This window comes from Haloferula helveola (assembly GCF_037076345.1).
GTDB classification, from domain to species: domain Bacteria; phylum Verrucomicrobiota; class Verrucomicrobiia; order Verrucomicrobiales; family Akkermansiaceae; genus Haloferula; species Haloferula helveola.
Map to the genome: position 1 here is coordinate 3,542,689 of NZ_AP024702.1, position 26,400 is coordinate 3,569,088.

General features: G+C 63.4%; 16 protein-coding genes. 9 read left to right on the forward strand and 7 right to left on the reverse strand.

The window, feature by feature from the left end:
* Nucleotides 1-84: 84 nt before the first annotated feature.
* Genes HAHE_RS13380 through HAHE_RS13390 form a run of 3 tightly spaced genes read left to right on the forward strand, consistent with a single transcriptional unit; the run spans nucleotide 85 to nucleotide 2,545 of the window.
* Nucleotides 85-972 (forward strand): AraC family transcriptional regulator, encoded by an 888-nt coding sequence (locus HAHE_RS13380; protein ID WP_338685115.1) that lies wholly within the window; start codon nucleotides 85-87, stop codon nucleotides 970-972.
* A 4-nt stretch (nucleotides 973-976) separates the two neighbouring features.
* Complete coding sequence (gene rlmN, locus HAHE_RS13385; protein WP_338685116.1) at nucleotides 977-2,014, forward strand: 23S rRNA (adenine(2503)-C(2))-methyltransferase RlmN; 1,038 nt, start codon at nucleotides 977-979, stop codon at nucleotides 2,012-2,014.
* A 42-nt stretch (nucleotides 2,015-2,056) separates the two neighbouring features.
* A complete protein-coding gene (locus HAHE_RS13390) occupies nucleotides 2,057-2,545 on the forward strand; it encodes a type II secretion system protein GspG (protein WP_338685118.1) in 489 nt (162 codons plus the stop codon).
* 291 nt (nucleotides 2,546-2,836) lie between these two features.
* On the opposite strand, the gene HAHE_RS13395 is transcribed toward HAHE_RS13390, so the two are convergent.
* Nucleotides 2,837-6,193: a sulfatase-like hydrolase/transferase gene (locus HAHE_RS13395; protein ID WP_338685119.1), complete on the reverse strand. Its 3,357-nt coding sequence runs from the start codon at nucleotides 6,191-6,193 to the stop codon at nucleotides 2,837-2,839.
* Between the two features lie 190 nt (nucleotides 6,194-6,383).
* Here HAHE_RS13395 and HAHE_RS13400 point away from each other — a divergent pair, with 190 nt between their 5' ends.
* The 4 genes from HAHE_RS13400 to HAHE_RS13415 are packed head-to-tail and all read left to right on the forward strand — an operon-like array spanning nucleotide 6,384 to nucleotide 10,409.
* Nucleotides 6,384-7,388 carry a sugar-binding protein gene (locus HAHE_RS13400; RefSeq protein WP_338685120.1) on the forward strand — a complete coding sequence of 335 codons (1,005 nt, stop codon included), beginning with the start codon at nucleotides 6,384-6,386 and terminating at the stop codon, nucleotides 7,386-7,388.
* Entirely contained in the window at nucleotides 7,388-8,911 is a 1,524-nt protein-coding gene (locus tag HAHE_RS13405) for a sugar ABC transporter ATP-binding protein (RefSeq protein WP_338685121.1), read from the forward strand. The genes HAHE_RS13400 and HAHE_RS13405 overlap by 1 nt, the downstream gene beginning before the upstream one ends.
* Nucleotides 8,908-10,023, forward strand: a complete 1,116-nt coding sequence (locus tag HAHE_RS13410) for an ABC transporter permease (protein WP_338685122.1) — start codon at nucleotides 8,908-8,910, stop codon at nucleotides 10,021-10,023. The genes HAHE_RS13405 and HAHE_RS13410 overlap by 4 nt, the downstream gene beginning before the upstream one ends.
* Complete coding sequence (locus HAHE_RS13415) at nucleotides 9,993-10,409, forward strand: RNA-binding S4 domain-containing protein (RefSeq protein ID WP_338685123.1); 417 nt, start codon at nucleotides 9,993-9,995, stop codon at nucleotides 10,407-10,409. Before HAHE_RS13410 ends, HAHE_RS13415 begins: the two co-directional genes overlap by 31 nt.
* A gap of 7 nt (nucleotides 10,410-10,416) precedes the next feature.
* Here the strand turns inward: HAHE_RS13415 and HAHE_RS13420 are convergent, their stop codons facing one another.
* From HAHE_RS13420 to HAHE_RS13430, 3 genes are all read right to left on the reverse strand, one after another.
* Nucleotides 10,417-11,118: a hypothetical protein gene (locus HAHE_RS13420; RefSeq protein WP_338685124.1), complete on the reverse strand. Its 702-nt coding sequence runs from the start codon at nucleotides 11,116-11,118 to the stop codon at nucleotides 10,417-10,419.
* Between the two features lie 12 nt (nucleotides 11,119-11,130).
* A complete protein-coding gene (locus tag HAHE_RS13425; RefSeq protein WP_338685125.1) occupies nucleotides 11,131-14,712 on the reverse strand; it encodes a hypothetical protein in 3,582 nt (1,193 codons plus the stop codon).
* 360 nt (nucleotides 14,713-15,072) lie between these two features.
* Nucleotides 15,073-15,369, reverse strand: coding sequence for a hypothetical protein (locus tag HAHE_RS13430; RefSeq protein ID WP_338685126.1), 297 nt, complete (start codon nucleotides 15,367-15,369; stop codon nucleotides 15,073-15,075).
* Nucleotides 15,370-15,799: 430 nt separating this feature from the next.
* On the opposite strand from HAHE_RS13430, the gene HAHE_RS13435 reads away from it, so the two are divergent.
* Nucleotides 15,800-16,309 (forward strand): hypothetical protein, encoded by a 510-nt coding sequence (locus tag HAHE_RS13435; protein ID WP_338685128.1) that lies wholly within the window; start codon nucleotides 15,800-15,802, stop codon nucleotides 16,307-16,309.
* Nucleotides 16,310-16,460: 151 nt separating this feature from the next.
* Complete coding sequence (locus tag HAHE_RS13440) at nucleotides 16,461-17,783, forward strand: sulfatase-like hydrolase/transferase (protein WP_338685129.1); 1,323 nt, start codon at nucleotides 16,461-16,463, stop codon at nucleotides 17,781-17,783.
* 5 nt (nucleotides 17,784-17,788) lie between these two features.
* On the opposite strand, the gene HAHE_RS13445 is transcribed toward HAHE_RS13440, so the two are convergent.
* The 3 genes from HAHE_RS13445 to HAHE_RS13455 form a co-directional block, all read right to left on the reverse strand.
* The gene (locus HAHE_RS13445; protein WP_338685130.1) at nucleotides 17,789-22,729 is read right to left on the reverse strand and encodes a PQQ-dependent sugar dehydrogenase; all 4,941 of its coding nucleotides are present in this window, start codon (nucleotides 22,727-22,729) and stop codon (nucleotides 17,789-17,791) included.
* Between the two features lie 116 nt (nucleotides 22,730-22,845).
* Nucleotides 22,846-23,580 (reverse strand): PEP-CTERM sorting domain-containing protein, encoded by a 735-nt coding sequence (locus tag HAHE_RS13450; RefSeq protein WP_338685131.1) that lies wholly within the window; start codon nucleotides 23,578-23,580, stop codon nucleotides 22,846-22,848.
* 170 nt (nucleotides 23,581-23,750) lie between these two features.
* Complete coding sequence (locus tag HAHE_RS13455) at nucleotides 23,751-26,261, reverse strand: hypothetical protein (RefSeq protein WP_338685132.1); 2,511 nt, start codon at nucleotides 26,259-26,261, stop codon at nucleotides 23,751-23,753.
* Nucleotides 26,262-26,400: the final 139 nt, after the last annotated feature.

Here is a 26,400-nt window from a genome sequence, read left to right on the forward strand (position 1 = left end):
GATTGATTTGACTTCCGGGGTCCGTATCGGAAAATCGCCCGAGCGCTCCGCGAGAACCGGGCGCGTGCCCCAACCTCCACTGCCTTGAGCGTTTCTCCAACCCACGCGATCGTCGATCCCGCCGCACCGCAGTACGTGTCCCGGCAGGTCGAGTCGTCCCGCCTCTTTTGGTTCAATCCGGACGGCGAATCCTGCAGCGTCGTCTCCGGAGGCTACGAGTGCTGCGCGTCCGACTACCGGATCGAACGCCCCGGATTCCAGTGGTATTCGCTCGAGTTCGTGGTCGGCGGACGCGGCAAACTCAAGCTTGGCGATCGCGAAACCGCGCTGCGCCCTGGAGTCGGTTTCATCTACGGCCCCGGGGTTCCCCACGAGATCGTCAGCGATTCCGAGCATCACCTTCGGAAGTACTTCGCCGTTTTCCGGGGCGACGGTTTCAGCGAACTTCTTGAGAAACTGGAGCTGCCGGCGGGCAGCCTCTTCGAGTCGACGCGGATCGATGCGATGCGGCGGGCGCTCGACGAGATGATCTCGCGCGGCGAGCGCCGGTCGAAGTGGTCGCACGAGCTGTGCGACCTGCTCGTCCGCCAGGCATTGGTGATGGCGAAGGAGGACGCGATCGACGCCGGTCTCGCGGACACGCGGGCGTTCCGGACTTTCTGCCGCGTTCGTGATTTCATCGAGGACAACCACCTGAAGGTCACCACGCTTGAGGAGATCGCCCGCAGTTGCGAACTCGATGCCGCCTACCTGTGCCGCCTGTTTTCCCGCTTCCAGGACGAGACACCCTACCAGTGCCTGACCCGCCTGCGTATGGAGCACGCCGCCCGCCGCCTGCTTGAGGGAGACGTCTCGGTGAAGCAGGTCTCCGAGGAGCTTTCCTTCAGCGACCCGTTCCACTTCTCGCGGGTGTTCAAGTCGGTCCACCGGGTGCCGCCCTCGCGTTTCCGCCAAGGCGGCAGGAAGTCCTGATACGATGAATGTCGTAGATGAAGGCGCCGGGCTCGAGGGTCTGGCTTTCGATGATCTGGCGGCCGCCCTGCGGGCCGACGGTGTGAGCACCGCGCACACGCTGCCGCTGTTCCGCTGGTTGCAGACCGGAAAACCGGCCGAATTCCTCGGGCCGCTCGAGCGGTGGATCGCGGCGAGAGGCGGTGTGAAAACGGATCTCGAGCCGGTGTCCGAAACCGGCAGCGCCGATGGCACGACCCGCAAGTTCCTCCTCGCGCTTCCCGACGGCCAGCAGATCGAGTCGGTCCTGATGGGCTTCCCCGGCCGGTTCACCGCCTGCCTCAGCACCCAGGTCGGCTGCGCGATGGGCTGTGTGTTCTGTGCCACCGGGCAGATGGGTTTCCGCCGCCACCTGAGCGCCGCGGAAATCGTCGCGCAGGCCCGGCTTGTCGCCGCGATCCTCGAGCGCGACCACGGCGAGAAGCTGCGCAATATCGTGATGATGGGCATGGGCGAGCCGCTGCACAATTTCGACGCAACCATGGCGGCGCTCGGCAACATCACCGACACGCGCGGCCTCAACATCGGCGCGGCGCGGGTGGCAATCAGTACGGTGGGCCATGTGCCCGGCATTCTCAAGCTGGCGCGGCACCCGAAGCGTTACTCGCTGGCGGTGAGCCTCCACGGAGCAACCGATGAGGAACGTGGAGCGCTGATCCCGATCAACAAGCGCTGGCCGTTGGCGGAGTTGATGGAGGCGTGCCGCGAATACTCGGCGATCAAACGCCAGCGGGTGTTCATCGCGTGGACGCTCATCGGTGGTGTGAACGACAGCACCGAGCAGGCGCATCGCCTCGCGGAACTGTTGCGGGGCATGGATGTGCACGTGAACCTGATCCCGCTGAATCCGACGGAGGGCTACGACGGTCGCGAGCCCGAGTGGGGCAATGTCGTTGCCTTCCAACGGATCCTGCAGGACGCCGGTTTGCCGTCGACCGTGCGCCAGCGCCGCGGCATCGACGTCGACGCCGGGTGCGGGCAGTTGGCGACGCGGAGGGATTGACCGGCGAATCCGGTTCCCCGCGGGTTTTATCCGCGGGGAAGCATGAGGAAGACGACCTTCAGGAAGTTGGCGAAGTTCGCGGCCTTCGCAGCGGTCTTCGATTCGTTTGTGGCGCTTGGGTATTATAGCATCGGGCAGTGGCACGGGAGCGTTCACGTGTCGACGAAGAGCTCGCGTGTCGACGTCGATTTCAACGTTCTGGAGGCGTGCTTGCGGATGTACGAGATCAATGCCGGACGCTATCCGACAACGAGTCAAGGGCTTGAGGCGTTGATTGTGGAACCGACGGATACGCCACAGCCGAAGCGCTGGAACAAGATGCTCGATGAATTGCCCTACGATCCATGGCACAAGCACTATCGCTATACCTACCTCGGACTTGGGCCGTACCCGCAGTGGGAATTGCGATCGGCAGGTCCGGATGGAGTTTTCGATACCGATGACGATCTCACGAACTTCGATCCAAAGATTGGATTGGGACGTGACGGGGACGTTCGCCACGTAGAGTCCCGGAGGGACGCAGGCATTTAGCCACGGGGTTTACCCCGTGGATCGATGGTTCGGAGATTCATGAAGCCCCGCGAGGGGCGCAGGCGGAGTCGCGAGCAACCGGTTTGTCCCGCACCGCCCTCGCCCCTCCGGGGCTCCAATGTTTTCGCATGGACGGAACCACGGGGTGAACCCCGTGGCTAACTGCCTGCGCCCCTTCGGGGCTTCTAGGGGCGGGGCGCCTCGCGGCTCTCCGCGAATGCAACAGGATGCACGCTCCGCCTGCGCACCTTCGGGGCTTCTGGAACTGCCGGTCCGGCAGATCCACTCGGGCTACTTCAAAACGATCCGGTAAAACTTCCGCGGCTCGGGGCCGGGGGCTCCGAGATTGTAGGTCGTCTCCGTGCCAGCGGACGCCGGGACGTCATCGGCAATCTCGTCCCAGATCGCGGCGTCGGGTGTGTCGGCGGACTCGATCCGGTAGAGAGCTCCCGGTGCCGACGGCCACTCGAGAATCAGATCACCGTCCACCTGCTCGGGGATCACCCGGAAGAAACTCGAGGGATCCAGCGGATCGGTTCCGGTCCGCACTTCGTCACCATCCAGCGTCGGGTCGCCGTCGGTGTTGTCGCTGTCGGGATCGGTCTCGCCGGGATCGACGAGGCCGTTGAAATTCGGATCCTCCATGTTGTCGGGGATGCCGTCGCCGTCGACATCGACCGCCGGCAGGTTCGGCGCGGCGTATGGATCATCGGGTCCACCCGAAGAGAAGGTCGGCCATTGGGCTCCGGCATCGGCAAGCTGGCGGGCCATCTTGCGCGACATCGCCATCACACGCTCTGGTTCTACACCGGAAAGATCGGTGCCTTCCGAAATGTCACTGGCGAGATCGTAGAGCTCATAGCTGTCGCTCGCGTAGTTGTAGATGAGTTTCCAATCGCCCTCGCGAAAGATCGTGAAGTAGTCGGAGCGATGGTCGTGGGGAAAGTGGATCAACAGCTCCTGCGGCCGGTGGGTTCCCGGATCGGCACGGAAGTAGGGGGTGAGGTCGTGGCCGTCGATGTCGCCGGTGAATGGCACACCCGACACCGAGGCGAAGGTCGGGAAGAAGTCGAAGACCGCGACCATGTCATCCTCGCGCGAGCCTGACGGGATCGTCAGCCCGGCCTGGAAGGAGTTTCCGGCATCGGGCTGGGCCCACGAGACGATCATCGGTTCGCGAACGCCACCCTCGTATTTCGATCCCTTCTTGTGGCGCAGCGGAGCATTGGAGTCGTTGACGCTCGCAAATGGGGCGTCTCCACCGTTGTCGGACATGAACACCACCAGCGTGTCCTCGGCCACGCCGAGCTGGTCGAGCTTGGTCAGGATGTCGCCGAGCGACTTGTCCATGCCCTCGATCAAGGTCGCGTAGGCGAGTTCCTGGCCGGACAGGCCCGGGTAGTTGGCTGAGAAGCGTGGGTCGGTCTGGAACGGAGTGTGGACCGCGTAGTGCGCCATGTAGGCGAAGAACGGGGAGCCATCGTTCACCGAGGCCTCGATCGCCTTGTTGATCTCGAGGGTCAGGGCCTCGCTGAGGTGGGTGCCGGTGTTGTGATACTCCTCAAGGTCCGGGACCGGGCGTGATGAGGACTGGCCGTAGTCGCCGGAATACGAACCGGGATGGCCGATTTCCGAGCCGGCGATGTTGACGTCGAAGCCGATGTTCAGCGGCTCCTTCGCGTAAGCCGTCGCTCCGAAGTGGGCTTTGCCCGCGTGGATGGTGCGGTAGCCGGCATTCTGGAGCAGGGAGGGCAGGGTGGTGTGCGTGTCGGAAAGTCCACCGCGCTCCCAAGAGGTCGGGGAGTTGTGGGTGGTCGTCGAGTTCTGCGTGGTCTCGGTGCCGGCCGGATTCGTCCAGTTGGTCACGTGGTGGCGGGCCGAGTTCAGCCCGGTGATCCAGCAGTTGCGGGTCGGGGTGCAGACCGGCATCGCGTAGGCGGTGGTGAATTTCATCCCGCGGTCGGCGAGGATCTCCATGTTCGGTGTGCGGTAGCGGTTGTTGAGCGGGGTGACGACCGGAACGCCACTGGAATTGTAGTAGAACGGCTCGGAGGTGTCCTGCCAGCCCATGTCGTCGACGAGGAAGAACAGGATGTTCGGTCGTGGCGGGCCGACCCCGACACGGATGGTCCGGCTGACACTTCCTTCCTCGTTCGTCGCGGTGAGGGTGAACTCTTCCGTGTCCGTCGCGGCGAAGGAGTAGGAACCGAGGCCACCCGCGGTGAGTGCGGCGGCATCGATCGTCGTGGCATCGAACGAGAGCGTGAGGGTGTCGAAGGTCGGTGCATTCCAGTGGAGCGTGACCGTGGTCCCCGGGGACACGTAGTGGTCATCCGCGGCGAAGGTGTCGATCTGGGGAGGGTTTGGCGGATCGCCGGCAACGATCCGGATCCCGTTGACTGCCGAGCGCGGGTCGCCTGCGCCCGGATTGCCGACGAGGCTGAAGGACGACCCCGTCAGGCCGGCGAAAACGACGGTGTTCACTCCGTCGTCAAAGCTCCCGGCGAACACCGCGTTGTCCGTCAGGTTTCCGGTCACCGGGCCACCGCCGTCGTCGATGGTGTAGTCCATCGACCGGAAGGCTCCGCCCGGATCACCGTAGATCACCACGTGATAGCCACCGGAAGTCACCGACTCCGGCAGATTGTCGAACTGAAGGAACTCGGTGTCCCGGAAGCCGTACCAACCCTCCATCATCACATGGTCCTTGCTGCCGTTGGCCCAGTTGTTGCCGTTGAAGCCGCTGTAGCCGGAGAGGCCGTCGACATCGGAGCCGGAGCCGAGACCGGTTGCCGTGGTGAGCGGGAAGTCGGTGAACGAGAGAGTGACGCCGCCGTTGTTCACGACGTTGTTCCAGTAGTCGTCGATGGTATTGACCACGCTACCCTGCAAGGTGGGAGCCTGCGCAGGTTCCATGGCCGTGGCGGTGGTTCCGCCGTTGTGGAAGGCAATATGGATCGCGTCGAATCCAGGATGGTCTTTCGATACGATCTGGATCGCGTTGACCGCCGCCCGGCCCGTGTCCGAGTCCGCATCCAGCGTGAGATCGGTGGCCAACAGGTTGCGGAAGACCGCGACGTTGCCATCGGTCGGGAAGCCGTCGGCCCCACGGTAGGTTCCGTTCCATGTCGAGGCGTCGGCGCAAGGAGTGGAAGCGACGCCGTTCAGGGTGAAGGTGAACGTGCGGTCGTTCACGTTGGAGTCGAAGTAGACGTAGACGTCGTATCCGGGACCGGTGAAGTCGCTGCCGAGTCCGGTGATGGCGATGTTGCCGGTGTCCTCCGGGTTGGTGCCATCGACCGGATCCCACGAGAGGTAGGATGCCATCAGCGAACGGTCGCCCGGATTGCCGCCGCTGGAGCCGCTGTTCCCGACGTACGACTGGTTGAGATTGAACGAAACCGTCGCCGCGTTCGGGGTTCCGTCGCTGTCGCTGAGGGCGGAGCTGAAATTCAGCGTCGCGACCCCGAAGGCGAACCCGAACTGGTTCCACAGCGAGCCGTCCATGGGCGCGAGGCCGGCGTCGTCGCCTGCCGTCACCGTATGGCCGCTGCCGACGTCCGAGTTGTGGAAATTGATGCCGATCTGGGTGGCTTGCAGCGGCAAGGTCAGCGCGGCCGTCAGCGGGAAGAGTTGGCGGATGGTCATGGAATGGGTTTTCAGCCGTCCTAGGGCAACGGCGGATGAGAGAAAATCACCCCGGTCCGGGGCCTTGCAACCCATCAAACGGCAGCGAGGGGATTCTCGTTAGCCGCGGCGACCGATTTTCCACGGAACATCAGGGAATTCACAAAGGAAACGGCTCGACGCCCGCGGGGTGTTCCGGTTGTTTTTTGACATGCAAAAAACCCTGATTGCAGGCCTTTCGGCCTTGGTTGCCGGTGCATTGGTGTCCGGTTGCGGAAAATCCGAAGACGGTGGTTCGGAGCGCTCCTATGCATTTTTGACCAATGGCGTCGCGTCGTTCTGGGACATCTGCAAGGTCGGAGCCGAGACGGCCGGCAAGGATCTGGGTGTCGAGGTTTCGGTGCTGATGCCCGATGGTGTGGTCCAGCAGAACCAAATGCTCGAGGATGTGGTGATCCGCGGCGTCGAGGGAATCGCGATCAGCCCGATCGACGCCGAGAACCAGGTGTCCGCCATCAACGAGGCGGCGGCCAAGACCCGCCTGATCACCGCCGACTCCGATGCGCCGAAGTCGGACCGCATGTTCTACCTCGGCATGGACAACTACGAGGCCGGGCGGATGTGCGGCCAGCTGGTGAAGGAGGCGCTTCCCGACGGTGGCTCGGTGATGATTTTCATGGGCCGTCTGGAGCAGGACAACGCCAAGGGCCGTCGTCAGGGGCTGATCGACGAGTTGCTCGATCGCGATCCCGATCCGACCCGATTCGATCCTCCGGGGCAGGTTCCCAAGGAAGGGAAGTACGAGATCCTCGGTACTTTGACCGACCAGTTCGACCGGGTGCGTGGCAAACAGAATGTCGATGACACCCTTTCCGCCCATCCGGATCTGGGCTGCGCGGTCGGCCTGTTCGTGTTCAATCCGCCGCTGATTCTCGAGTCGCTGAAGTCCGCCGGGAAGCTCGGGCAGGTCAAGGTCGTCGGTTTCGACGAAGCGGACGAAACGCTGCAGGGGATCATCGACGGCCACGTCTACGGCACGCTGGTCCAGAATCCCTACGAGTATGGCTACCAGTCGATCAAGGTGCTCGATGCCTTGGCCAAGGGCGACGACTCGGTGATTCCCGAGAACGGCTTCATCTCCGTTCCTGCCCGGATGATCCGCAAGGACAACGTTGAGGAGTTCTGGGCCGACCTGAATCAGAAGCTCGGCAAGTGATGGCCTCGGCGCCGCTGCTTGAGGTTCGTGGCGTCGGCAAACGGTTTGGCGGCGTGCAGGCGCTGCAGGATGTCGGCCTGCAGCTTGCCTCCGGTGAGGTGCTGGCCTTGCTCGGCGAGAACGGCGCGGGCAAGAGCACGTTGATGAAGATCCTCGCCGGCGTGCAACCGCCGGACGGAGGAGAGATCCTCCTCGATGGCGAACCGGTAAGCTTCGGGTCGGTGGCCGATGCGATGGCGGCGGGCTTGGCGTTGATTCACCAAGAGCTGAATCTCGCGACCAATCTCGATGTGGCGGAGAACATCTTTCTCGGTCGCGAGCCGGGACGTCTGGGCTGGGTGGACCGCGGCCGGATGCATCGCGAGGCCGAGCCGTTCCTGAGGATGGCCGGCTTCGACGGAGACCCGGACTCGAACCTGGCGAGCATGCCGATCGGCAAACGCCAGCAGGTCGAGATCGCGAAAGCGCTGTCGGTCGACGCCCGGATCCTGATCATGGACGAGCCGACATCGTCGCTATCGCTGGCGGAGACCGAGCGTCTGTTCGAGGTGATCCGCGATCTGAAGTCACGCGGCGTGGCGGTGATCTACATCTCCCACCGGCTCGGAGAGGTCGAGGTGATCGCCGACCGGGTCGAGGTGCTCCGCGACGGGCGGAACGCGGGCGGGCTGCCGAAGGATCGGATCGGCCATGATGCGATGGTGTCGCTGATGGTCGGCAGGGAACTCGATGAATTCTATCCGCGGCGCGTTCAGACTGCCGGCAAGCCGTTGCTCAAGGTGAGAGGCCTGCGCACGCCTGCGCACCCCGAGCACGAAGTCGGTTTCGATGTGAAGGCCGGTGAGATTGTCGGTGTGGCGGGGCTGGTCGGTGCGGGTCGCACGGAGGTGCTTCGGGCGCTTTTCGGGATCGACCGGCGCGAAGGCGGCTCGGTCACGGTCGATGGTCGCGATCTGCGCGGTGGCTCGGTGCGTGAGGCGGTTTCGGCGGGGCTGGCGCTGGTCCCGGAGGACCGGAAAGCCGAAGGCGTGATCCTCGGAATGGATGTGCCGCAGAACCTGAGCTTGGCCTGCGCGTGGGGCGACCGGTTACCCGGTGGTTTCCGGAACGCGAGGAAGGAAAGCGAGCGGGCCGGTGAGCTCGGAGCCGCCATGCGGATCAAAGCCTCGCCCGATCAGCGGGTCGGCCTGCTTTCCGGCGGCAACCAGCAGAAGGTCGCGCTCGGCAAGTGGTTGGCGATGGAACCGAAGGTGCTGCTGCTCGACGAGCCGACCCGCGGGGTCGACGTCGGTGCCAAGCACGAGATTTACGCCCTGATGGAAGACCTCGCCGAGCGGGGGAAGGCGGTGCTGTTCGTGTCGAGCGACCTTCCCGAGGTGCTGGGTATGGCGGACCGCATCCTCGTGATGCACGAGGGGCGTCTCGCCGGCGAGCTGTCGCGCGACGAAGCCGATGAGGAGTCGGTCATGGCTCTGGCGACCGGAGTGTCGCCGGCAAACGGATCACAAACCCGGAACGCATGAAGAAGGTATTGGGAATTCTGGTGGTACTCTTGATCGTGTGCGGCGTGACGGCCGCTCTCAGCCCGGCCTTCCTCGGCACGGGCAATTTAGAGAACCTCACGCAGCGCATCGGTCTGTTCGGGCTGATCGGTGTGGGAGTCGCGTTCGTCATCGTGACCGGCGGTATCGACCTGTCGATCGGGTCGGTCGTTTGTCTCGCCGGAGTCGGGCTGCCGTGGCTGCTGACGCGCCAGGGATGGTCACCTACTACGGCGATTGGCGTACTGATCGCGACCTGCGCGCTGGTCGGTTTCATTCATGGGCTGCTCATCACCAAGCTCCGGCTGCAGCCGTTCGTGGTTACCTTGTGCGGTCTGCTCGTCTACCGGGGGCTGATGCGCGGTGTCACCAACAGCCAGTCGCAGGGATTCGGCAGTGATTTCGAGGCGATGCGGTGGTTCGCCACCGGCAAGCTGCCGACGATGCCGGTGTTTCTCACCCTGCTCGCGATCGGGCTGGTGCTTGTCGGACTAGCGGTGTGGCGGGCGCTCAAGGGCAGGCGGGATGTGAAGGCGCTGACCTTCGGGTTGCTCGGGGCCTTGGTGGTCGCGCTTTCCATCGGGGTCCGGGCCAAGGATTTCCTGCTGCCGGTGCCGTGCCTGATCCTCGCTGTGGCCTCGGTGTTCGCCGCGATCTTTTTCCACCGGACGGTTCCGGGCCGGCACTTGCTTGCTTTGGGCAACAACGAGGAGGCGGCGCGGTTCAGCGGGATCGCAACCGACCGGCTGGTGATCCTCGCCTACGTCGTCTGCGCGGTCTTCTCAGGGATCGCCGGGCTGTTGTTCGTGATGGAAGTCGGCTCGGCCCAGCCGAGTGACTTCGGGAATTTCTACGAGCTCTACGCGATCGCCGCGGCGGTCATCGGCGGCTGCAGCTTGCGCGGCGGCGAGGTTTCGGTGCTCGGTGTGGTGCTCGGCGCCGCCCTGATGCAGGTGATCAAGAACATGATCGTGCTGGTCTTTCCCAAGCAGCAGCAGGTCGAGTTCGCGGTCATCGGGCTGGTGATCCTGCTCGGTGTGGTTGCCGATGAAGGCGTGCGCCGGTGGTCCGCGAAACGTCGGAGGCTCGCCTGATGGAGGGCGTGCGTCTCGACAAGTGGCTGTGGGCGGTCCGGCTGTTCAAGACCCGCGGTCTTGCGGCGAAAGCCTGCGAGAGCGGCCGGGTGAAGGGCGACGGCCGGGTGCTCAAAGCCTCGACCACGCTGCGTGGAGGGGAGTTGTTGGAGCTTCCTTATTCCGACGGCCCGGGCACGCGGGTGGTGAGGGTGCTCGGTTTGATCGAACGACGGGTCGGCGCGCCGTTGGCCCGGGAGGCATGCGAGGACATCACGCCTGAAGATGTCATCGAACTGCGCCGTCTGTGGCAGGCCGACCGGAGCCACCGCAAGGAGGGCGAGCAGGGGAGACCGACCAAACGCAAGCGCCGCGAGATCGAGAAGCGGCGCGGGTTCTTCGATTGAGGCGCGCTTACTCTGCGGCCAGCTCGTGATCGATGATCGTCCGCAAACGCGGGATGCCGGTATTCGGCATCGGATAAACGAGCACGATGTTGCGGATCGAGTTGTCGAACTGCATCGGCCGCTCGGCGATCAGGATCCATTCGGTCTCACCTTCACCTTTCCGGTAGAACGAGGTGTGCGCCTGGTTGAGGTCGTTCAGTTTCGTGACCTTCGGAACCTCGGCGACTTTCCCGGAGGGAAGCTTCACGTTGTGCTCCCCGGCCTTCATGGCCATGGCAAGAGGAGTCATGTTGATGACCCGGCTCTCCCCCTTGCCGAATGCCCCCGAGTCGTCCGGTAGCATCAGGATGCGGTAGGGCAGCTTGGCGCCCTCGCCGGCGGGGAAAAGGAAGGCGATCGCGCGATTGGTGCGTTCAGGCACGGTGACCGATGCCGCCAAGTGCTCGAGTGGCTTTTCGGGATCGTATTCCGCTGAGTCGAAAAGCTGCAGTTTGCCGTTGGTGATCCGGACGTTCTGGGCCTCGGTCAGTCCTTCAAGCGCGAGGTAGAGCGGAACCAGCGCGCCCTTTTCGTCTTGGACGTAGAGGTCCGCTTGCGGGCTGAGCGGGTCATGGAGGACCGACCGCAGGCGGAGCTTGCCACCCGCGTCCTGGGCGAAGGCGCCGAGACCGCAGAGCAGCGAGGAAAGGAAGACAGCGAACCGAATCATGGGTGACGGCTATCAGATTTCCTCAGGTGAAAGCCAGCGGAACGAGACAATCTCGAACCTCCGGCCGAAGATGCGGTTGACCTCGGTGTCCTTTCTGCCGCCGCCATTCGGGTCCCAAACATTGACGAAGGCCTCGTCGCGCGGGTCGACATACTCGGGGTAGCGCTGGACCACCGCCTCGGCGTAAGCGGTCGCCCTGACGTCGCCTTGGCTGTCGAGGGCCTGGCCGCAGGTGCGGATCACGAAGGTGTCGCCGCGGACGGTTGCGCCCGGTTCGAGGATGTCCATGAGGTCGCCTTGGGTCAGCCAGCCGGAAGCGCCGGCGGCCGGGTTTCCGGTGGCGGCCACCGGGTTGGCGAAATTGTAGACCGAGCGGTCGGAGACATCGGCGTCGCGGACGTCGATCACCGAGCCGGCGAGGAAGTTGTCATTGATGCCCGACTCATCGATGGCCGTCTGCAGCGCGCCGGCGAGCGATTCGGCCGAATCCGGGCCGACCCTGCGGTTGACGAATTCCGACAACGAGAGGAACGGGCCTCGGGCGCGGATCTCCTCGACGATCTCGGTCGCCAGTTGCTCGAGTTCGGTCGGATCCAGCTCGCGGTAGCCGTTGACGTCGTTGGTCAGCTGGTTGTCGATGTTCGGACCATCCTGTGCGGCGTCGAATTCGCCGACCACGCCGCCGTTGACCAATGACATCGAGGGCATCGGCACCCAGTCGGAGATGTCCTCGTCACGCTTTTCGCTGGTTGCCCAGAGCTGCTGGACGGCACTGCCGCGGGTCGCGGAAAGGACCGCCTTCCATGCCTGGACGTCGACCGAGTTCACGTTGAACGGCGTTTTCACCAGCTGGTAGCCGGCTGCTTTCCAGTAAGCCTCCTCGGTCGGGCGTCCGCCGCTGTAGAGCTCGGACTTCGCCTTGTCCGCGGTCCTGCCGCTCGGGAGGTAGGGAGTGAACGACTGCGCGGCCAGCGGTTGCTCGCCATCGATGAAGGAGGCGAACACCTTGTCCGGCGTCCGGTTGGTTCCGTAGTTCGACAGGGTCGAGAAGTAGAAGCGGTTGTAGAGGGCATTGTTCGCCAGCACCGAGTGGTCGAGCAGCGGATAGGGAACCACGCCGGACTGCGAATATTTGTCGGTCGAGATCAGCGGCGACGAGTAGGAGTTGGCCACCGGCTGGACGAAGTTCGGCAGCATCGACGAGGTGAGGGCGTTCGACCGGCGGAAGTCGGCGATCGTCTGCAGAGGCCCGGTCGGGAGTTCGAGGTAGCTGCCCGACTTCACGCCGTTGAAGACGGTGTTCCCGGTGAGAAGGTAGCCGCGGTTGGTACGGTCGATGTCGTAGATATCTTCGACGCCTCCGGTCAGCGGTTCGAGATTGAGCTCGTGCGAGTAGCGGCCGGGAAGGTCGCGCTTGAGGTCGACCACCGTGGGAGTCCGCGCGGGGTTGTGGTGGAGCAGCGGATTGCCGGCGAGGCGGCCGTCGTTCAGGAGGTTCTGGCCGCGCGGAAGCTTGTCACGGCTGACGTAGTCGTAGACGCCGCCGTTGGCCGTGCGGGCCCGGGCGGACAGCAGGGCGAACGAACGGACGTTCGTCTGGTTCCGGATCGGCTTGTTGTTCGGCTCGTAGAGACTCTCGACGGTCAGTTCGTTGGGGCGGCTGCGCGAGTCGGGGTAGCGGTAGACGGTCGGGAAGTGCCGGCGGATCGAACGGTCGTCGAAGGCGAATTCAAGGCCGCCGATCTCAAGCTCGCGGCGTCCGGCCTTCAGTTTGGCGTCGACCGTCATCTTGTCGGTGACCCGTCCTCCCCACTCGTTCGGCTTGACCTGATACTCGATGTAGAACCGGTCACGCGGCTTCACGATGAGCACGCCGCGACGGTTGTCGGTCGAGTAGGGGGCATTGTCCGGAGTGAGCCAGTCGATATCGAAGGCCACCTGTTTGCCGAGGAAACCGGGGGCGCATTTCGCCCGCTGGTTCTCGTTTCCGGTGAGGTTGTTGCTGTAGTCGAAGAACACCCGCGAGCCCTCGTGACCGGCATTGCCGAAGATCGCGTTGCCGTCGATGTAGGGACCGCAGACCAGGCTCTGGCCGGGTCGCATGGTGATCGGTGAGGTGGAATCGGAATTGAAGCTGCGCCAGTCCGAGATGCTGATGTTGAACGACTTCTTGGCGCGGTCGTTCAGGTTCACGTACATCTGGTTGTAGGGAACGGTATCGCGGTTCTGCGCCTGGCCGTTGACGTAGAAGTTGAAGGCGATCGGGATGCCGTTGATGTCGAGGTCGAGTTTGTCGAACTTGATGCTGACGTTGTACGGATTGTGGAGCGTGACGATCGGTGCGTAGAGCAAGTGGATCATCCGGGTTCCCTGCGGGAGGCCGGTGCTCTGCTGCGACCACGGTCCGTGCGCCTCGCGGACAACGACGGAGAACAGCATTTCGACCCGGGCGATCACCGGGCCGGCGAAGAACTGGCGCGGGGCGTCGTTGGATCCGTCGAGCGTGACCCGCTCGGTGGGCGAGTTGTAGTAGAGCGGGGTCGGCGACCTCATCGACGAGTCCTTGAAGACGTCGTAGTAGCTCTGGAGCGCCGACCAATACGGGTCGGAAGGTCCGCTGATTCCGTTGGTCGTTTCGTAGAGCCGGGTGCCGCGGTAGGGACCGGGCATCGATTGCATTTCGAACATCGAGCTCAGGTCGAACTTCAGGCCGCCGTGGGTCGGACTGGTGAGCAGTCCGTAGGAGTAGGGCGTGACATGATGCCGGAACGGACCGATCGGCTCGCCACCATCCATGAGCGAGAACTGTCCGAGCGTCGGCAGTTTTCCGACGAGGGTCTCGGCCTCGCGATACTCCGCCTCGGTGGTGTCGCCCGGGAGGAAGTCGAGGGTGGCTCCGTTCGAGGCGCGCACGTCGAGCGGACTCGGGCGGTGGCCGGCGACGAGGGATGATTTCCGCCACAGGTAGTCGTCCGGGTCCGGATTGCGGTAGGCATTGATGCGCGCCTTGATCGACTCGTCGGCGACGTGCCATGCGTAGGCGCCGGCGGAGCGGTCGTCGGCGGAAACGGGAACCCGGCCTGCGAAGACCTCATCGTCGGGATCCGGCGAGTTGGTGCCGAGGGAACCTTCGCCAACGAGCTGGATCTTCTCGTCCTTCGGGCCGCCGTAGTTCTTCCGGAGCACCGCGTCGGGGTCGGAGTCGGAAACCATCCACCTCCCGAAACGGTCCTCTTTTGCCCCGATGTAGTCCGGTGCGAGGCCGTCGCCGGCCGACAGCGGATCCCATGCGCTCCAAACGCCGGTGAGCCGCGGCGAGGCCGGGGACTGCTCGACCAGTTCGATCGGAGCGGTCACCGCCTTGTCGGTGCCGGCGTGCTTCTGGAGTTCGCCGATCGCGATGGTCAGGGCCATCCGGGCGTTGCTGCGGGCGAGCGCCATCGCGTCGCTCTGGCCGGAGGCGCGCAGGCTGATGGTCGAAAGCGAAAGCAGTCCGACGGCGAGCAGCGTGAGCAGCAGCATCAGTGTCACCGTGATGACCAGGGCGAAGCCTTGGCGTCGGGAGCTTTTTGCCAGAGACGAGAAGGATCTCATATGCGGGATTTTGTACATCAGACGTTCGGAAGAGTGTGGGTCTTCAGGGGGTCGTGTGTTTGCAATGTATTCTGAGGCCGGAAATCCGCGTTGCAATGCTAGGTTTTACGGTAAATCCGGCCCTCTCCGGGGGCAGGCGGTGGCGAGATCGCCATTCCGGAGGCACTTGCGGTGTTCTAACCGCCCATAGTGCCACGTTTCTCGGGAAAAGAAACGCATTTGCCCGATGCGGAGCCATCGGAATCGTTCGGGCAAGCTTTACCCCAGAAGGGAATGGTACTGCCAGAAATCTGACCCGATTTCCGGTTTTGGTGGCGCAAATCGCAGTCGAACGAGCAGCGATATCGCCCGGTATTCCGCCTAGCGCGCGAGCTCGCGGGCGATCTGGAACCACTCGTCCTCCAGCGGGGCACCGGAGGCGGGAGCCGGTTTGTTGGCACGGGCATACCAGTAGCAGGCATTGCCGTAGTCGCCCTCCTGCCGGTGAAGCCAGGCATGGATCCATGAACCTGCCGGATTCGGCAATTCCTGGCACAGGTCATGGGCTTCGTCCCAGCGTCCGGCCTTGGCCAGCCACAGCACCTTTTCGGTATCGGTCAGCCCGGTCGGATAGGTGGCATCTTGGGCGGCGGAGGAGGCGATTTCGTCGGCGGTCATGCGCCGAGGGGAGCGCAATTCCACGCTTGGAGCAACTGAGATGACCGTCGTTTGACAAGCACACCGGCGGAAGCAGAGCACCCCTTGGGAGCTCCGGTCCATTTGGAGTCGTGCCAACCTCGGAGACTGTCCGAACCTGATCGAACCGTCCGAAGCTCCCACAACGTGAGGGATCGGTCGTCTTTCAATCCGAAGCAGCGTATTGCCTTCACGGTTCCGGCGTCTGATCGCCCGGCGCCGTCTGAGGGAAGCGTGGAACGGTATCCATTGCGCTGCGACTCCGGTTCGGTGGCGAGCGGCTATCATACCTTCCCCGAGAGCAACTCGATCATTGCGAGGGGGCCTCCGTTTTGAGACTGATGGATGTGTGAAATGGCTGCCCCTGCTGCTCTCGCTTCTCGGTTTCCTCGAATTGAGGGCAAGCGACTCGATGTTGGAGGTCTGGAGGGAATTCACCGAGACGGCGAGGCAGGCTGGCGACCCGAGCCTCAAGGGCGAATCGGACGATTATCACGAAGTTCTGAGACGGGGTTATGAAACTTTGAGTCGCGATCAGAAGTTGAAGCTGACGGTCGAACACAAGACGGCGGACAGGGCCAATTTGCCTGAGAGTCTCTCCAGCTTCGCGGAATGGTTTCTCAAAGATTCGTTGACCTCTGACGACTTGGCGGCCGCGTCGCTACTTTTTGAACAAAATGCGTTTCAGGGCATCGATGCCGAACCGATCACCGTTTGGCTGAAGAAGGAGAAAGGCGGTTTGTATCTGCTTGTCTATGTCATGAGCAGCCGGAGGGCCAGTGGGACCTTCATCGAGCAAAGTATGATCAATTTGGTATCGGCGGAGTTCGGATTGAAGGAGGCCGACAGCGATGAGTGTCTTCGCGTGGTCCGCGAGTATGTCATCGGTCGGTCCGGGGAGGGTCTGCCGGCGGACCGGTAATCCGGTTGTCGGTCGCCGGGGGGCTTGCTTCCGATTTTCGATTGGCGAATCCCGGGTTTTTCACCGGCTACCCGGAGTTTCGCCGGAAAAAACGCAAGCATGCGCATTTTTGCTAACGATTCCGGATTACCGGTGCGTATCCGGGCCATCCATGAAACTCACGCGATTCTCCGCCATTTTCGCCACCCTGCTGCTGTCGGCTGCCGCATCGGACACGCCTCCGAACATCGTGCTGCTCTACTCCGACGATGCCGGCTTCGCCGATTTCGGGTTCCAGCCGAACTGCCGCGACGACGTGAAGCAGTTGACCCCGCGGATCTCGAGCATCGCGAAGGAGGGCGTGCGGCTCACCAACGGCTACATGAGCGGCTGCGTCTGCTCGCCGTCGCGGGCGGGCATGATGACGGGGCGCTACCAAGGACGATTCGGCTACGACAACAACCTGCCGCCCGGCACCGAGAGCGGGCTTTCACTGGAGGAAACCTTCGGCGTGAAGCGACTTCAGAAGCTCGGCTACGAGACCGCGCTGATCGGCAAGTGGCACCTCGGGTATCCGGACGAGTACCATCCGAACAAGCGGGGCTTCGACCTCTTCCACGGACTGCTGCAGGGATCGCGTCCCTATTTCCCGATGCCGAAGCCGACGCCTCACCGGGTGATCCAGCGCAATGGCAAACCGACCGACGAGATCGGCTATGTGACCGACCGTCTCGGTGACGCCGCCTGCGACTTCATCAAGGCCAACAAGGAGCGGCCGTTCTTCGTGTTCCTGTCCTTCACCGCACCGCACGGCCCGCTCCAGCCGAAGCCGGAAGATGCCGCGAAGCTGTCATCGATCGAAAAGAAGGGACGCCGAAACTACGCCGGCCTGTTGGTCTCGCTCGATGCGAATGTCGGCAAGGTGCTCGATTGCCTGAAATCCGAGGGTTTGGAAGACAACACCATCGTGATCTTCACCAACGACAACGGCGGCCAGACCCAGCTCGGCGCCAACAATTTCCCGCTCAAAGGGAAGAAGGGGCAGCTGACCGAAGGCGGCGTGCGGGTGCCGTGGGCAATCCGCTGGCCGGGCAAGATCAAGCCCGGCAGCGTGATTGATGACCCGATCATCTCGCTCGATCTCGTCCCGACATTCGTCGAGGCGGCCGGCGCGGCGATCGAGGACTCATGGAAACTTGATGGCGTTCCTTTGACCCAGCGCCTCCAAGGCTGCGAAGCCCTGGCCGAGCGCCCGCTCTTCTGGCGCCAGCACGGCAGCTCTGGCAACCGGTCGATGCGCCTCGGGAATTGGAAACTCCACCACAACCGCAAGGCCGGCCTGAAGCCCGAGCTCTACGATTTGTCGGCGGACATCGGGGAGAAAACCGACCTCGCCGGGAAGGAGCCGGAGCAGGTGAAGAAGATGCTCGCCCAACTCGACGCTTGGGAGAGCGAATTGACGGAACCTCTGTGGGGCCCGGGGGCGACAAAATAGGCGGCTCAAGGCGCTTCCTCAACCCGGTAGAATGCCTCGCCTGGTGGCGGGGAGGGATCGATGAGCAGTTCGGCCGGAGTTGCGGGAGTCCATGGGCCGAGAACGGTGAAGGGGAAGCCATCGGCGAGATTGGCTGACCGCTTGAGGATATAGCTGCGTCCGAGGTCGAGACCGTCCACCACGAGCTCGATCTCGTCGTTTGCGTTGAAGCCGATGGAGGTGATGCGCAGGGGCGCGATCGGGCCGTAGTCGGTGAGCGACAGGCCGGAGAGGACGACGAAGGAGTTGGTGCTGGCGAGTTCCACGGTGGAGTGGCCGGAACCGTCGGCGGTGAAGCTTACGACCGAATTGAAGAAGTCGGAGTCCGTCCGGTTGCCGGGGCGGATGTTGGTGATGCGGCCGTCGGTCGGGAGGCCGACTTGCGCTCCGGTGGTCACCACTGGGGTGATGGATGGATCCCCGGTCGCGAATCCTGGATTGTTCGAGTAATCGTATGGGTCGTTGTGATAGGAGCTGAGCACGTAGGCCGCTCCGGGTATGAGTCCCTCGAACGATAGGAGAACGGTGCCATCGCCGTCTCGCGCCACGATGAAGTCTTCCACGACCTCATTGAAGGATGTCCCGGTGATATCCCCGTCCCGGTTGTCGCCGGGGCCTCCCCGTGAGGTGAAGTAGCCTCCTGCTCCACCGGCAGTCAGGGTGAGCGTGACGTCTCCACTGGTGCGGTTGACGGTCTTGGGCAGGGCGAACTTGTCGATTTCCCACACCGCCCATCCGGGCTGAATTTCTTGCCCGGTGGCACCAAGGCGTTGGAAGTCGATCCGCATGGCGACGCCGGCGGGCTGGGCCGGGATCGATCCGGGATCGTTGAGGTTGCTGCCCGTCGCGGCTTCGAAACCGTCGCCGTAACCGTCGCCGTCGCTGTCAAAGGCATTGGCGAGCGTTTGCCCGAAGCCGTGCGCTTGGTAAGCCGCGTCGAGACCGAGGTATTCCTGAAGATTGTTCAAGCCATCGTTGTCGTCATCCAGCAGGGGATCGAGGGCGGTGCTGGACGGTGGGTTGGTGTTGGCCAGCTCGTAAGCGTCCGGGATGCCGTCGGCATCCGCGTCCCCCTCGGTGTTGCTCGCTTTGCCCGCCAGGTATCCCTCGACCTCGGCCCGCTGGTCGGCGTTGAGGAGATGGTCGTAGATCAGTACTTCGGAGACGTAGCCGTTGAAGTCGAAGCCGTTGTTGCCGTCGTGAAAGCCGAAGAGGGTGACCGGCCCCCCGCTGAAAGCTTCGAAGGTGGTGGTCGGGTCAAAGGCGGCATTGGTTGCCGTCGCGGTATTGCCAAGTTCACCCCAAGTGGCGGTCTTGGTGGCGGGGTCGAAACTGTAGAAAAGAACCGCCCATTCCTCACTCGCGAGATCGTTGGCACCATGACCTACCACCACGGTCTGGTTGGCACTGTCGCGAAGGTACGCACCGACCGAGCCGCCGCCGGCGCGCAGGTTTCGAAGCTTGGCGGTGGGATTGCCATAGTCGGTGAGCAACGAGGCATTGGCTCCCGACGAGGCAGCCTGCCAGACGACGAAGTACATGGTCACCGCCGACGAATCGCCCCACTCGTCAGCCGCGGAACCGGTGCCGAACTGGTAGCGGGTGTTGGCGAGCTGCACGGCATCCTGCGCTCCGTTGCCGCCGTCGGCGATGAAGATTCCGTTGGTTCCGCCGCCGCCACCGGAAGACGCGGCGAATGCGTTGGTGACACTTGTGGTGCCTTTGTTCAGCCAAGTGGCGACTGGGTCACCGTCGTCCAAGGTGGTGTTGCCCAAGCCATCGATGTCGGAGGCATCGAGCCACACATCGAGGCCGGTGGTGTAGGCAAGCTCCGGTGGACCGAGCGACGGTGCGGGGGAGAAAAGAATCACCGTCTCCGCCGCATTCCCGCGGCCCAGGCCATCGATGACCGCGTCGGCGATGAGGTCGATCCGCACTTCGCCAATGCCGCCTGGTGTGAGATCGAAGGAGAACACGCCGTTGACCTCCAAGAGATTGTCGACCGATCCGTTGGTCACCACGAAATCATCGAGCGATAGCCCCGTGACGATCTTCCCGAAATCGAGACCAAGCGCGAGCGTGCCATGGATGATTCCATCGAGCGGCACTCCGGAGAAGGCGGGAACGGGCGGTTCGGAATCGGAGAATGAAACGGACAGGAGGTTGGAAGCTTCATTCGAAATCCCGACGTTCGCACCCGTGACTGAGTCCGCCGGCAGCTGGACCGTCACCGGGTCAGCGGTGGGGCGGATCGTGACCCGATGGACATCCCCGTTGCCACCGCTGCGAAGTGCGATGCCGTTCGTGACCGCTAGGTCGCCGATATTGAAATCCAGCACTTTGTCTTCGAAGACGAGGGTTGCCACAAAATCACCGGTCGTCGTGGTGGGCCCGCCGAGAACCGGATGGAGATGGACCGGAGTGGCGGGGTAGTCGGCCGGATCGAGCGATTGGATCCAACCCTCGATCGCCTGTACCGCAGCGGTATCCACCAGGTTCTTCGAGAGTGGGGGCATCGCGGCGGTATCCGGCAGGCTGTGATCCATGCGGAAGTGGACGAGGGAGGCGGCGACGTCCGTTGGCTTCACGTAGCGGCTGTCCGGGCCGAGCAGCGGATAGCCTTGGGGGATTCCGTTGATGAGGTTTTGGGAAAGCAGTGGTACGCTGAGGCGGGCGTCGAAGCCATCGCCGGGCGCACCGGGCTGGTGGCAGTGGGAACAATTCATGTCCAGATAGGATCGGGCGCGATGCGCGACCGGCACGTCCGTCTCGTCTAGCGATGCGGAGCGGATGAACCCTTCGATCTCTTCGGCGGTGAGTGTCCGATCCAGCATGCCGCGTTCGCTGAACATCCGGAGCTGGTTCACCGGAGACGGCTGATCGGGGTAAGGGAAAGGATGATTGAGCGCATGCGTTACCAGGCCAAGCGCTTGACCCGAGGCCTCGTTGTGGCACTGGAAGCAGTCGCTGCGTCCCGGATAGGTCCAAGTCTCGATCCGCGTGCCGCCACCTTCCTCGGCCACCGTGAAGTTCCCGGTTTCGGACGCATTGAGTAGAACGGCATCCGATTGGTCCGGCAACCAACGATAAGTCACACCGTATTTGCCACCGCCTTCGGTGCACACGATGAAGCGGGTCTCGAGTCGCACGGTGACGAGTGGATTGCCGTCATCTACGGGAAGCTCGAAGTGCTTCATGAGCACGGTGCCCGGCGGGAAGGTCCACGGGTCGTCCTCCGAGAATACGATCTGTTCTGCGGTGGAGTTGTGGGTGCCGTCGTTGGGCAGGGCGATCCACCGCTGTTTGACCGCACGGTCGGACCACAATTGCGAGCGCGGTTCGTAGGGAAGGAATGCCGTGTGGGGAGTCAGGGTCGCGAGGTCGGAAAACGCCCCGGTGGCGGAGAGGAGGCCGGGTGGGTCCGGTGTGACCGCCGTGGCGGCAAGTCGTTGGATGGTGCCGTCGTTGTCCTCAATGTCGGTGGCGTCGTCGAAGCCTCCGAGATCCGGCATGAAGACCTCGCCGTTCGGTCCTTGGCAGAAGTTCCCGAGTCCGGCCTTCAGCCCGATGCGGGAGAAATTGCAAAGGAAGTCGACGTCGGGCGCTTCTCCCGGCGTGTATCCGAGGCTTGAGACCGTGCCCCGGACGTGGTCGCCGTAAAGCAGCTTGCCGACCAACGTGGGAAACTCGCTGCCCCGATAGACGAAGCCGCCGATCACACAGGTTCCGACGGAGCGCGGGATGGTGAGAATCGCCGGAGCATCGACCCCGATCAGCGGGTTCGGCTTCGGCGTGCCGCCGCCGTTCGTGTAGCGCCACTGGAAGTTGTCGCCCGCATGGGCCAGGTGGATCTCCTCGGCGCTGCCTCCGACTTCGCCGATCCAGATCTGTCCGGTCGCGGGATCGCGCTGCATCGTGTGCGGACTTCGAAGCCCGATCGCCCAGAATTCCTCCAACACGTCGCTGGACGGCGATGGATCCACCCACGGATTGTCACTGGGAATGTAGTAGTTGCCGGAGAAGCTGGCCGGCCAGCCTGCGGGTGGCCGGACCGAGGGATCGAGCGCCAGGTCGTCCGGATGCCGCCGGATCGGGTGGCTGATGCTCCCGCCCCGCATGTCGACATCGATCCGCAGAATGCCGCCCATCAGGGCCCCGTCAATCCGCTGCGAGGGAGTGTTGGCGGCGGTCTCGTAGCCGTTCCCGTAACCACCGTCCCCCGTCGTGATGTAGAGGAATCCGTCGTCGCCGAAGAACATCGCGCCGCCCTGGTGGTTGCGGTTCGCATCGAACTGGTCGATCAGTATCAACTCCGAGTCGGGGTCGAGGACCGGACCCTCAACCGGGTCATCGACCACCGTGAAGCGCGACACGCGGAAGTACGTGTGAGCATCGTCGGCCCCCGGAAGGCTGGGGAGGTGGGAATAGCACGCGAAAACTTGATGCTCGGCCGCTGCTCCGGGCACGCCGAAGTCCGGATGAAAGATCAGCTGGTGGAACGCCATGTCCGGTGCATTGGCCACGGAGCCCGGTCCCACGACGGCGGGTTGGTGATCGGCATCGGGCAGGACATCGGCTGGAAGATCGACCCCGGTACCATATTTCGAGAGATTGAGCATCACGGTGACCTCGGAGGGCATCACGTCGGGACGGTTCTCGAAGCGCCAGACGTGGCCTGCCTTCCCCACAACAACCAGTTCATCGGTGCCTGGGTAGGGGGTGCCCCAAAGCGGGCCGATGAACTGGAGGTTGGGAAACGCGTTGACCGTGGTGAAGCCTGTGGATGATCCGGGTGCGACCGCAGGGAAGGCGCCGTCGAGATAGGGAGCTACCGGTTGCACCGGCGAAACTGCCACGGCGACCGCGGCGGGCATCAGCAGGCAGACGAGCCAATGCGTCAATCTCACGCGGCCAGAGCGATTTGAGAAATAGCCGTCACTCCGGATCGGCTTAAGTAGAGTGATCATCACAGGGTCCCAATGATGCGAGAATTCGGTTGCTCCCGAAGCACCGCGACGCCCTCTTAGCTTCGTCGCCGCCTCACGAGGGCCACCATGGTTCCTCCGAGCATCAAGACCATCGACGACGGCTCGGGAACGGAGACCAACTCCATCCCGCCCAATGTCAGAAACTGGCTCGCGCTCGCGCTGGTCAAAAGAACCGTGGCGTTGCCCGATCCGTCGGGCGTGAACGTAATAACAGAGTTGCTGAAGTCAGCTGCGACCACTCCGATCGCGTTCTTGTCGATGTTGGACGCGGCGCCAGCTGTAGCGAGTCCAACCAGCGTGCCCGTCGTGATCGTGGGAGTGATGGTGTAAAAGCCGGCGGAGAAACTGGGGCTATCGGTCGCGGAGACATTGTGCCAGGCCGTGAATGTGTAGTCCAACGCGGTGTTCAGCCCCGTGAAGGAAATCGTGACCGTCCCATCGCCGCCACGAGCGGCGATCGTGTCGCCCACGACATCGTCCCAGTCGGCATCGGTAACGCTCACCGTTCCCCATGTGCCGCCGCCCCGGCCTTGGAAGTAGCCACCGGCTCCTCCGGCAGTCACCGTGACTCCGGCAGGCGTTGGAACGGTTGTGGTTGTCGTCGGAGCGTTGTTGTTCGCAGCGGAGGACGTCCAGCCCGATTGGGTGATGGCGCTTGTCCCGGGCGATCCAGACGATTCCGAGAGAGTGCGCTCGAAGTCGATACGATAGACCACAGCGGCCCCTGCCACGCCCTCAGCGGCCACGAGGGCCGCCAATGCGAGCCACATGGGCCTCTGAGCGGATTTCCGAGATAACGAGCGATTTTCGAATTTCATGATGCGGATCTGTTGAAGTCTGGACGGCGGTTGCCTCATTCGGGTTGTGGCCTGGCCGGAAACGTGGATGACAGTTCAGGCCAGCTGCCTTCCATCCGGTCCGGGCCGCGCGATGCCGGTCGTCATGGCGCCTCTTCCAAGCGATAGAATGCCCTGCCTGCCGGAGGAGCGGTATCGATCGCTGATTCCGATGATGCCGCCGGTGTCCATGGTCCGAAGACGGTGTCCGGAAAGCCGTCGGTCAGGTTGGCGGAGCGCTTCAGGACGTAGCTCTGTGAGGTGTCCAGATTGTCGAGTACGACTTCGAAGTGACCGTCACCGTTGAAAAAGACCGAGACGACTTTGGGATCGAGGGAGACGCCGGCACCTTCCAGCAACCGGATGCCGTTCAACACGACGAACTGGTTGGCGCTGGTCAGAACAATGGATGCGTTGCCCGACACATCGGTGGTGAAGCTCACGCTGGAGTTCAGGAAATCCCCGTCGGTCCGCGCGCCGGGACGAATGTTGGTTGTCTGCCCCTGAACGGATGAACCGATCAGACTTCCGACTGTGACCGAGGGGGTAATGATCGGACTGCCGGCCGCGAAGCCGGCGTTTCCGACAACGGTGTAGGGGTCGTTGTGGATGCCGATGAGGGTGTAGTCGGTCTCGGGCGGGAGACCGGTGAGATCAAGGGTAAGGGTGCCGTCTCCCCCGCGTGCCACGATCAGGTCCTCGACCGCATCATCAAAGCTGGTGCCAGTGATCTCGCCAGCGCGGTCGTCATCTGGGCCACCGCGAGAGGTTAGGTAGGCTCCGGTGCCGCCAGCGGTGAGTGTGAAGGTTGTCGCCCCGATCGTTTTGCTCGCGGAGACGGGTTGAGAGAGCTTGTCGATTTCCCAAACCGCCCAGTCCGTTTGAATCTCTTGGCCGGTCACACCCGCCCGCTGGAAATCGATCTGCAGGGCGACGCCGACAGGCTGCGCCGGGATGGACGCGGCATCGGTGGGGTCACTCCCGGCCGCTGCCTCGGCACCGTCGAGGTAGCCGTCGTCGTCCGTGTCAGATCCGAAGGGGTCGGTGGCGTATTGGGTGGGCGGGTTGTTGGCCACCAGATCCGGATTCTCCTGACCGTCGAGCAGCCCGTCTCCGTCCGTATCAGGATTGGTCGGATCGGTGCCGGTGTTCAGCTCGCTATCCCAAGACCCGAAGTTGTCTTCGACGTGATCGGGGTAACCGTCGCCGTCGGTGTCGAGCAGGTCGGCACGTGTTTGCACACCAAGGGTCGTGCCGAGGTATTCGTCGACGTTGGTGAGCGGACCGCTGATCAAGTTCACGCCCGGATCGCCGTCGAGGTTGCCCGCCGCGTCGTCGGTGTTGGGGTCGAGGCCACCATTCTGGTTGCAGGTGATTTCGTAGAAGTCGTCCATCTGGTCGCTGTCGGTGTCGGCGAGGTTCGGGTCGGTGGACTCGTTCGAGTTCGCGACGTTGAGCGCACCGCTGATTTCCTCGCCGTCGAGCAATTCGTCGCCGTCGGAGTCGTTGTCGTTTGGATTCGTGGAGCCGTATCCGTGACTCACGCTGGCGTTGTCGGTCGCGGCCACTTCCGGGCCATCGTTGAGACCGTCGCCATCGCTGTCGGCGACGCTTGCGAGGGTCTGTCCGTACCCGTGGTCGGCATCGGCCGCATCCCGTCCGAGGAATTCCTGTTCGTTGGTCAGGCCGTCCGCGTCGTCGTCGTCTCCCGGGACGAGGGCGGTGGCGGACGGCGGGTCGGTGTGGGCGAGTTCGTACTCGTCGGAGATTCCGTCACCATCGGCATCTGCAACAACGCTCTTCGCCTCCAGATAGTCTTCGACGATGGTGCGCTGGGCAGCATCGAGGACATGATCGTAGATCAACACCTCGGAAACGAAGCCGTTGAAGTCGAAGCCGTTGTCGCCGTTATGGAAGCCGAAGAGTGTGACTGGTCCGCCGGAGGTAGTGAAGGTCTCGAAAGTGGTGGTCGCATCGAAGGCGGCATTGGTCGCCGTCGTGGTGCTGCCCAGTTCCCCCCAAGTAGCGGTCTTGGTGGTGGGATCGAAGCTGTAGAAGATCACGGTCCAAGCCTGGTCGGCGAGGTCGTCGGCCCCATGGCCAACCACCACCGTCTGATTGGCGGAATCGCGGAGATAGGCACCTGCGGAGCCGCCAGCGACGCGCAAGTTGCGCAGCTTGGAGTTCGGGTTGCCGTAGTCGGTAAGAAGCGAGGAGTTCGCGCCGGAGGAGGTCCCCTGCCAGACAACGAAATACGCGGTGATGGCCGAAGAGTTGCCCCACTCGTCGGCTGCGCTGCCGGTGCCGAACTGGTAGCGGGTGTTGGCGAGTTGGACGGCATCCTGCGGCCCGTCGCCGCCGCCAGCGACGAAAAAGCCGTTGGTGCCACCGCTGCCGCCGGTAAGCGCGGCGAATGCGTTGCTGGCGCCGGTGGTGCCTTTGTTGGTCCAGTTGGCGACGGGGTCACCGTCTGTCAGCGTGGAGTTGCCCGATCCGTCGATATCCGAGGCGTCGAGCCAGACGTCGAGACCGGTGGTGTAACTTAGTTGGGCGTGGGCAGTTCCCGCGCCGAGAAACAGTCCGATAAGGCAGAGTGATTTTTTTGCGGCGTTCATGGTTGTCCTGAGTGGGATGCCCCCATGGGAAGACTCAGTCCCGAGGGGCTGTCTCGGGGAATGAGCCGAACCCGAAATGGATTCGCGGGAAAATCGAAGTTTTTTCCCAGTGGATGGACACAGCCGACCCAAAGGATGC

What these genes read in the sequence shown, in the direction of transcription:
- rlmN (WP_338685116.1), top strand. Translation starts at nt 977, where the DNA reads ATGAATGTCGTAGATGAAGGCGCCGGGCTCGAGGGTCTGGCTTTCGAT.
- HAHE_RS13390 (WP_338685118.1), top strand. Translation starts at nt 2,057, where the DNA reads ATGAGGAAGACGACCTTCAGGAAGTTGGCGAAGTTCGCGGCCTTCGCA.
- HAHE_RS13395 (WP_338685119.1), bottom strand. Translation starts at nt 6,193, where the DNA reads ATGACCATCCGCCAACTCTTCCCGCTGACGGCCGCGCTGACCTTGCCG.
- HAHE_RS13400 (WP_338685120.1), top strand. Translation starts at nt 6,384, where the DNA reads ATGCAAAAAACCCTGATTGCAGGCCTTTCGGCCTTGGTTGCCGGTGCA.
- HAHE_RS13405 (WP_338685121.1), top strand. Translation starts at nt 7,388, where the DNA reads ATGGCCTCGGCGCCGCTGCTTGAGGTTCGTGGCGTCGGCAAACGGTTT.
- HAHE_RS13410 (WP_338685122.1), top strand. Translation starts at nt 8,908, where the DNA reads ATGAAGAAGGTATTGGGAATTCTGGTGGTACTCTTGATCGTGTGCGGC.
- HAHE_RS13420 (WP_338685124.1), bottom strand. Translation starts at nt 11,118, where the DNA reads ATGATTCGGTTCGCTGTCTTCCTTTCCTCGCTGCTCTGCGGTCTCGGC.
- HAHE_RS13425 (WP_338685125.1), bottom strand. Translation starts at nt 14,712, where the DNA reads ATGAGATCCTTCTCGTCTCTGGCAAAAAGCTCCCGACGCCAAGGCTTC.
- HAHE_RS13430 (WP_338685126.1), bottom strand. Translation starts at nt 15,369, where the DNA reads ATGACCGCCGACGAAATCGCCTCCTCCGCCGCCCAAGATGCCACCTAT.
- HAHE_RS13435 (WP_338685128.1), top strand. Translation starts at nt 15,800, where the DNA reads ATGTTGGAGGTCTGGAGGGAATTCACCGAGACGGCGAGGCAGGCTGGC.
- HAHE_RS13440 (WP_338685129.1), top strand. Translation starts at nt 16,461, where the DNA reads ATGAAACTCACGCGATTCTCCGCCATTTTCGCCACCCTGCTGCTGTCG.
- HAHE_RS13450 (WP_338685131.1), bottom strand. Translation starts at nt 23,580, where the DNA reads ATGTGGCTCGCATTGGCGGCCCTCGTGGCCGCTGAGGGCGTGGCAGGG.
- HAHE_RS13455 (WP_338685132.1), bottom strand. Translation starts at nt 26,261, where the DNA reads ATGAACGCCGCAAAAAAATCACTCTGCCTTATCGGACTGTTTCTCGGC.